Annotated in this window: 4 protein-coding genes; 1 reads left to right on the top strand and 3 read right to left on the bottom strand. The window is 64.1% G+C overall.

Annotation, left to right across the window (positions count from 1 at the left end):
• Nucleotides 1–164: 164 nt before the first annotated feature.
• The 3 genes from ACESL9_RS16185 to ACESL9_RS16175 are packed head-to-tail and all read right to left on the bottom strand — an operon-like array spanning nucleotide 165 to nucleotide 6,092.
• Complete coding sequence (locus tag ACESL9_RS16185; protein ID WP_372675202.1) at nucleotides 165–1,253, bottom strand: OmpA family protein; 1,089 nt, start codon at nucleotides 1,251–1,253, stop codon at nucleotides 165–167.
• Between the two features lie 11 nt (nucleotides 1,254–1,264).
• Nucleotides 1,265–4,765, bottom strand: coding sequence for a c-type cytochrome (locus ACESL9_RS16180; RefSeq protein WP_372675201.1), 3,501 nt, complete (start codon nucleotides 4,763–4,765; stop codon nucleotides 1,265–1,267).
• 31 nt (nucleotides 4,766–4,796) lie between these two features.
• Nucleotides 4,797–6,092, bottom strand: coding sequence for a ferric reductase-like transmembrane domain-containing protein (locus tag ACESL9_RS16175; protein ID WP_372675200.1), 1,296 nt, complete (start codon nucleotides 6,090–6,092; stop codon nucleotides 4,797–4,799).
• Between the two features lie 216 nt (nucleotides 6,093–6,308).
• On the opposite strand from ACESL9_RS16175, the gene ACESL9_RS16170 reads away from it, so the two are divergent.
• The coding region (locus ACESL9_RS16170; RefSeq protein WP_372675199.1) for a caspase domain-containing protein at nucleotides 6,309–7,005 on the top strand (697 nt) is incomplete at its 3' end.

Below are 7,005 nucleotides of genomic sequence, written 5' to 3'. Positions count from 1 at the left end.
TCCCTGCAGATCGTAGAGGCCGGCCGGCTTTCCGGGGGACCACGCCTCGAACGCGCGGTACTCGTTCACACCGACCACAAGGCCGAATTGCCGGGCCTGGGCGGAAAACGCGAAAGCGGTCAGCGCCGCCAGTGCCGCAGCGGCAGTCAGGAGGCGTCGAGCCGTCATCGCGCGGCACCCTCCAACTCGACCCGGCGCGCGATGGCGCGGCGCTGATCGTCGTTGTAGAGCGCAGCTCCCTTGAGATCGGGCGGATCGCTCTCGCCGCGGCCTTCGACCTCGATCCTGGCATGGACACCACGCCCGACCAGGAAGGCGCGCACTGTCCGGGCCCGGCGCAGCGACAGGTCGCGGTTATAGGCCGCATCGCCAACCTCGTCGGTATGGCCGACGAGCGTGAAGTGTGAAAGCTCCAGGGGGCGCAAGAAGTTGGCCAGCGTCTCCGCCTCACGTCGGCCGGATGGGCTGAGCTTGTCGGAATCGAATTCGAACTGGACCGGAAGGTAGACGGCCGGCAGGGTCTGGGCCGCTTCCGTAACAGCGGAGTAGGCCGGTTCCGCGGGGACAGGTGCTGCTTGATCCGACGCGTCTCCGCCGAGCGGCGCGATCTCGGGATCGGAGGACGCCGGGTCGTCGTAGGCGGAGGACGATTCCGGAGCCTCCGCCCCGGTCGTGCCGGTCGCGGTGTCCCCAATCTTTTCCTGCGCAATCCCGCGTTGAACCAACCCCATGAGACCGCTTGCTTCGCCGCGCTGGCTCAGCGTGGCGGACATTGTGCCCGAGAGCATCATGTTCTCCTGCGCAAGCTGTGCGATACTCTGGATCACCGGCACCAGTGCCGGGCGCTGCGGGGTAAGATCCGGGTCGCCAAGGGTATCGAGCGCATCATTGTAGAGGCGTGATGCTTCGCCGTGCTGCGCACGGGTCATGGCGATGTCGGCGCGGCTGGCCTGCACCAGCCAGTGCAGCGCAGGCACCTGACCCAGGATCTCTTCCGCCTGTTCGAGCCGCCCGGCCTGGATGTGGCCCTGCGCCAGACGCGCGATCGCACCGGCGGTCCTGCGCGCTGCCGCGCGGCGGGTCGGTGCGTTGCACTGTGCGGCGTCGAGCTGCTCCAGCGCGAGATGCATCCGCTCGACGGAGCCGCCGGTGATCCGGGTTTCCAAGCCGGCGAGAGCCTCCTCGCAAAGGCTCTGGGCCATCGCTGGCACGGAGAAGAGGCTCAAGATCAGTGCTGTGATCGCTCTGCGCATATCGGGGCTCCTCAGGGGCGCACGTTGAAGGTGACGAAGTTGAAGCCGCTCTGTCCGGCGTCGCTTTCGACGCGCGATACCGCCTCCTGGCTGATGCCGCGCAGCGGCGTCATCGAACGTTCATCGGCATATGTGAGAACGGTATCGGCACGAAGGCGCTCGCGTCCCAGACCGCCGACGCGGCAATAGGCGAACATCGTCTCACCGCGTCCCGGAGTATCGAAACGCAACTGATACCCCGATCCCGAAACCGGAATGCGGCGCGTCTCACCGGCCCTCAGGATCGCCGGGCCGATGATCTCGGGAATGATCTCCTCTACGGTTTCGTTTTCCTCGACATAGAAGATCTGCAATTCGCAGGTCTTGTTCGTGGTGATGTCGAAGACCAGCAAATCATCCACGTGCACCTCGGTTTCCGGGACCGTGATGCCGAGGCGCACCTTGTCCGTGACCTTCTGCGGCGGCACGTAATCCGATTCGTCGGTCTCGGCAGGCTCGAATGGTTCCTGCCAGGCCTTGTTGGCGGTGAGCAGCGCCTGCCCGGCCTCTTGCTCAATATCCCCCTGGCCTGCGGCATGCAGCCGTGCGGCGGCGTCATCACCGGGCCTGAGCGCCCGGAAGTTGGTCATGCGTCCCAGCAGCCTCGGGTAATGGTCGCCCACTTCACCGCGGTGAATGGTCAATCCGCTGTCGAGCCGGCTCAGCCAGTCCTGCATGATCTGCGCGAGAGCCGGATCGGCGATGCGGCGCACGCGGTCGCGAAACACCTCTGGTTCAAGGTGGAATTCGCGCGCCAGATCGACGAGACGGAGCTGTTCGAAGTGCTGATCGGCCAGATAGGTGAAAATCTCGCCGGACCCGACACTTTCGGGCGCCATGAGGCTGACCGGTCTTCCGGCCGGGTTCATCTCGGTCGCTCCGAGATCGGCAAGCGCCGCGAGATAAGCATCACGATCCCGTTGGTAGATGCCGGACAGCGTTTCATTATCGACATACATCTCCAGAAGCCGATCTGTCGTTTCCCGGTCGTAACGCCGGGCCGCGACGATCTGATCGCGAATCTGGTCGGATTTGGAGATGATTCCGTTGGCATGACAATCAAAGCACGAGCGGGCGTTGACGATTTCCACGCCCTTGCCGATCTGGCGCTTGCGGAACGACACGATCGAGGTCGGCCCCGTGGTCAGCCGGTCGCCCTCGGCGGTAGACAGGTAGAAGCCCTGTAACCCGTTGGGAAGCGAGAATATCATCTCCCCGCCGTCATGTTCGAACGGCTCTGTCCCCGAATAGGTGCGCGCCAGTTCCGGCGGTCCGTCGGGGTGCAGAACAAGTGACTGTTGCCCGACATCCTCGGCGAAGTCGTAGGACTTCCAGTAGTAGCCGCCGCGAGGCAGGTCGAAGCGTTCCAGAAGCCGGTTGTGGTCGGAAACGCCCGACCGCCCTTCCCCGACCCCGGCGCGGACAACCTGCCCATTGCTGATCTCGAAATCCACATCAATGCCAAGACGGCCCTCGAGATCGCGGATGTGATCGGTCAGCCCGAGGAACATGTCGTAATACGGGGCCTCGGAGGCAAAGCGCAGCATCCAGTCGCCGCGGATGACCGGGACGACCGCGCCAGTCGCCTTCGCGATCACGCCGGTCATCGGTTCGCTTTCAGGATCGACGGCATAGGGGTAGGCCACCGCAAGATCCGCCCACGCCGCGGCCGAGAATCCGGTGCGCGCGGCCGCCTGGTTATAGGTTGCGGTGGTCAGTGCCTCCCAATGCTCTGCCGTCCAGCGGTAGTCACGCAAGTCGATGCGCAGCACCGCCCCGTCGGTGCCACGCACCGGCGTGCCGGGCACGGGGCGCGGACCCAGCGAGAGAGAGTTGATGAACTTGTTCACGCCGGTCTGCAGGTAATGCACCGGGTTGCGCAGCGCGCCGGTCTGGTTGCAGTCGATCTCCGGCAGGGGCATGAACGCCAGAGATATGTAGCGCACGAAGGGCTGATCGCGCGGGTCAACTTGCGTGATGTCGCTCATCATGGCCGCCATGCGTTCGGCATGCCCCGGTCCGGCGAAATCGGGATAGGACACCTCGCTTACGGATTCGGCCTGCGCCGCGACGGCGGCGGGCTCAGTCGCCTCTGCAGCCTCCCGGTCAGCGTCGCCAAGGGCTGTGATCCACATCCTGAGATTCGCAAGTTCCGATTCGCCGGGTTTGGTCCCGTAGGGCATCGAGCCATTCACCACCGACGTGTAAAGCGGCGAAGCCTCGGGCCGCCCCGGTGTCAGCACTTCGGGGTCGTGGCGCATTTCTGTCAGGGTGTCGGTCAGGAAGATACCGGAGTTGGTCTTGCCCGGTGCGTGGCACTGACGGCAATAGGTCTCGACGAATTCATCCGCCGCGGCCTCGATCTCCGGGTCTGGCCCCTTGCCCGCGGTGTCCTGCCGCGCGGATGCGGTCTGCGCATTTGCCGCGCCGAGAGGATCGGATGTCTGGGCGACGCAATACTGGTCTATCTGGGACATCAGCGCGCGCGCACCTGTCTTGTCAGGAGTCACCTTATCGCCCGTCGTGCCCGCGTCATTCACAGTATCTACCGCCACCTCCACGTTGTCGGCGGCGGGGATGTCCAAGGTGGCGATATCGTATGGCTCGCCGGTGAGATAGGCATACATCGCCAGCCGGTCCTCGACTGGAAGCTTGCCCAGGAGCCGCGAGAACCGTCTCATCGAGGTGGCGACCATGGGCTGACCAGAGAGCTTTTTCGCCTCGCCAAGGGCGGAGAACACGAACGCTTCTGCGCCCGCGCGCTTGAGCTTCGCGGGTGTCAGCTTCGGCGCGTGATCGCCCAGAATGCCGGTATAACCTTCGTAGGGGCGGCTCGTGTCCAGCTCATAGCTGAGCCCGACGCCCGTCTTGCGCGGAGTATGGCACTCCGCACAATGACCGACGGCTTCGACAAGGTACTGGCCACGCTTCATCTGATCCTGGGACAGCGGCGTGAGCGCTTCGCGTTCGGATGACCAGAGATCGAGGATCGTCTGGCTCAGATAGCTGATATTGTGCACCTTGCTGGGCGCATCGCTGGTTTCCAGCGAGGCGATATAGCCGCGCAGATCGAGCACATCCTCCGGCTTCATCCGGGCATAAGACGGGAAGGGAAACACCGCCCCGAAATACCTGTCGCCGTCAGGTGCCACGCCGTTGATGACCGCGTTGAGGAAATCGGCATTGCTCCAGTCGCCGATCCCGTGGCGCTTGTCATGCGTGATGTTGGGCGCGTAAAGATCGCCGAACCGCGTCTCGATCTTTGAGCCGCCCGCGAGGATCTCGTCGGAGCCCTCGACGCCGTGGCACACGGCGCAGCCCGCCGCGTTGAAGAGCCGCTCGCCGTTTTGCGCGTCCGGCGTGTAGTCAGCATGGGCCCCGTCGGGAAACAGCTCGTCGGCGCGCGCGTCGCCGCCCGCGCCCCCAAAGCAAAGCAGCAACGCGAGAGCGATGGGTCTGATGGTCGCGGTCATGTTCGATCTCCTTGCACAAATGCAGGCTGGGTCATCTGAATTCAAACTGTTCGAAATGGAGCCCGCGTGGCGCGTCTCCATCCTTGCGAAGCTGGGACAGGATAGCCTCGCGCATCGGTGCGGGGCCGCAGAACCAAAGATCGGCCTCGCGAACGGGAAAGGGCGCATAGTCGGCAAGATGCGCCGCCGAGAGCCGTCCGTCCGTCTTGCTGATGTGCAGATGGTAGGTGAAATTCGGGCAGCGCCGCGCCGCCGCTTCCAGCCGCTCCAGCCCGACCGCCTCCTGCGCATCGGACACGGCGTAGACAAGCGTGATCCGGCGGGTCTCCTGCGCCGTCAGGCTGTCGGCGAAACTCAGGAAGGGGGTGATGCCGATCCCTCCGGCCAGCCAGAGTTGCGTCTGTCGCCCCTTGCGATAGTCGAAGGTGCCGTAATCACCCTCGACATAGAGCGTATCACCGACCTTGAGACCGTCCCGCAACCGTCGCGTATAATCCCCCAGGGCACGGATTGAAAACTGAAGCTGCCCCTGTGGCTCCGCCCCCGAGATCGTGAAGGGATGCGGCTCCCGGAGGCCGGCCCGCCCCACCGAGATCAAAGCGAAGGCACCGGGGCGCGGCGTGATCGGTCGCCGCACGGGTGCCGCCTGAATGATCGTGGCAGCCGGGTGTGCAGTCACCTTTGTCACCGTGTAGCGCCGCCGGCGCAGGAGCGCCCCGAACTGCGTGTAGAGATAACTGACGATTCCAAGCGCGGCAAATGTGTTGAGATACCCGCTGACAAGCGCATTGGCATCGTAGGGAACGCGCACGAACAACTGATGAAAGGCCAGCGCCATGAATACGAGGCCCAGCGCGCGATGGGTCCAGCGCCATAGCCCATAGGGCAGCAGATCACCGTCGCCCTTGCCGGGCCAGGGCATGTATCGGCGCATCGCGCGGGGCCAGCGCTTCATCCAGCTTATCGCCAGCAGCACCAACAGGACATAAAACGCGGTCTGCCCGACTTCCTTGGCCAGAGCCGCAAGACCCACTGTCGCCATCTGGTCCTCTTCGAACCGCATCCCGATCCGTTCGTGCGCGATGACCAGGAAAAGCACCGCGATCCCCGTCCACTTGTGGGTGACGTAGAGGCGATCCAGCCCACCGAGCCATCGCTCGAGCAAGGGCGGGCGCGTGGCGAGGAACAGGTTGATTGCCATGAGCGAAAACGCCGACGCCCCGGCGCTGAGCGCGATCGTCGTCTGCATGTCCAGACGCCCGCCACCAAGCAGGATCAGGATGACAGGCAGCGCCACGCCGAACAGGAAAATCACACCATTCCACAAAAAACGGTCTCCGATTCTGAAATAAAAAATCTCTCTAGCTCATGCTTTCATTGCACTTTGAACGCCCGGCGCTCAGCGATCAAGAATTTCCTGCGCCGCGGGCAATACCGCCCACAGGAGAGCGATTGGAAAGAAACCCCTTTTGCGACCGTTGCCTCTCGCGGGAAAGCGGGCCACTGTAATCACACCCTTTCAGACCATGTTGAGGACGTGACGATGACCCGACTTGCCACGATTTTACTCATGATGATGATCGCGCTTCCGGCTGTGGCGGAAAAAAGAATCGCGCTGGTGATCGGAAACTCCGGATACGATCGGATCGGCCGGCTGCCCAATGCGACCAGCGACGCCCGGCTGATCTACAGCAGTATGCGCGGCATGGACTTCGACGTCACCACGCTCACCGATCTGAGTGAGGATGCGATGGGGGAGGCGATCGACCGTTTCACGAAGGACGCCCTGACGGCTGACGTGGCGGCGGTCTATTTCGCCGGGCACGGTGTGCAGAAGGACGGCGTCAACTATCTCATGCCGACTGATGCGCGCCTGCGCAGCGCGGCCGCGATCGCGCGCGAGGGCATTGCCCTGAACCAGATCATGGACGCCCTGACCCCGGTGCCCGTCTCGCTCATCTTTCTGGACGCGTGCCGCAACAATCCGCTCGCCGAAGAGCTTATCGCCGGGTCCGTTGCCGAGGGGCGTTCCGCCGGTGTGACACGTGGGCTGGCACCGGTTCGCGCCCGTGGCGATCAGCTCGTGGCCTTCGCCACCCTGCCCAATACCGTGGCCAGTGATGGCGCCCATGGCAATTCCCCCTTCGCGCGCGCGCTAGCCAATCATATCCGGACACCGGGGATCGAGGTGTCGGTGATGATGAAGCGGGTCACGGCCGATGTCATGGAGGAAACCACCG

The sequence above is a fragment of the Aquicoccus sp. genome (genome assembly GCF_041686535.1).
Lineage (GTDB): Bacteria > Pseudomonadota > Alphaproteobacteria > Rhodobacterales > Rhodobacteraceae > Aquicoccus.
The sequence above is the reverse complement of the archived record's forward strand: the minus strand, read 5'-3'. Positions and strand labels throughout refer to the sequence as shown.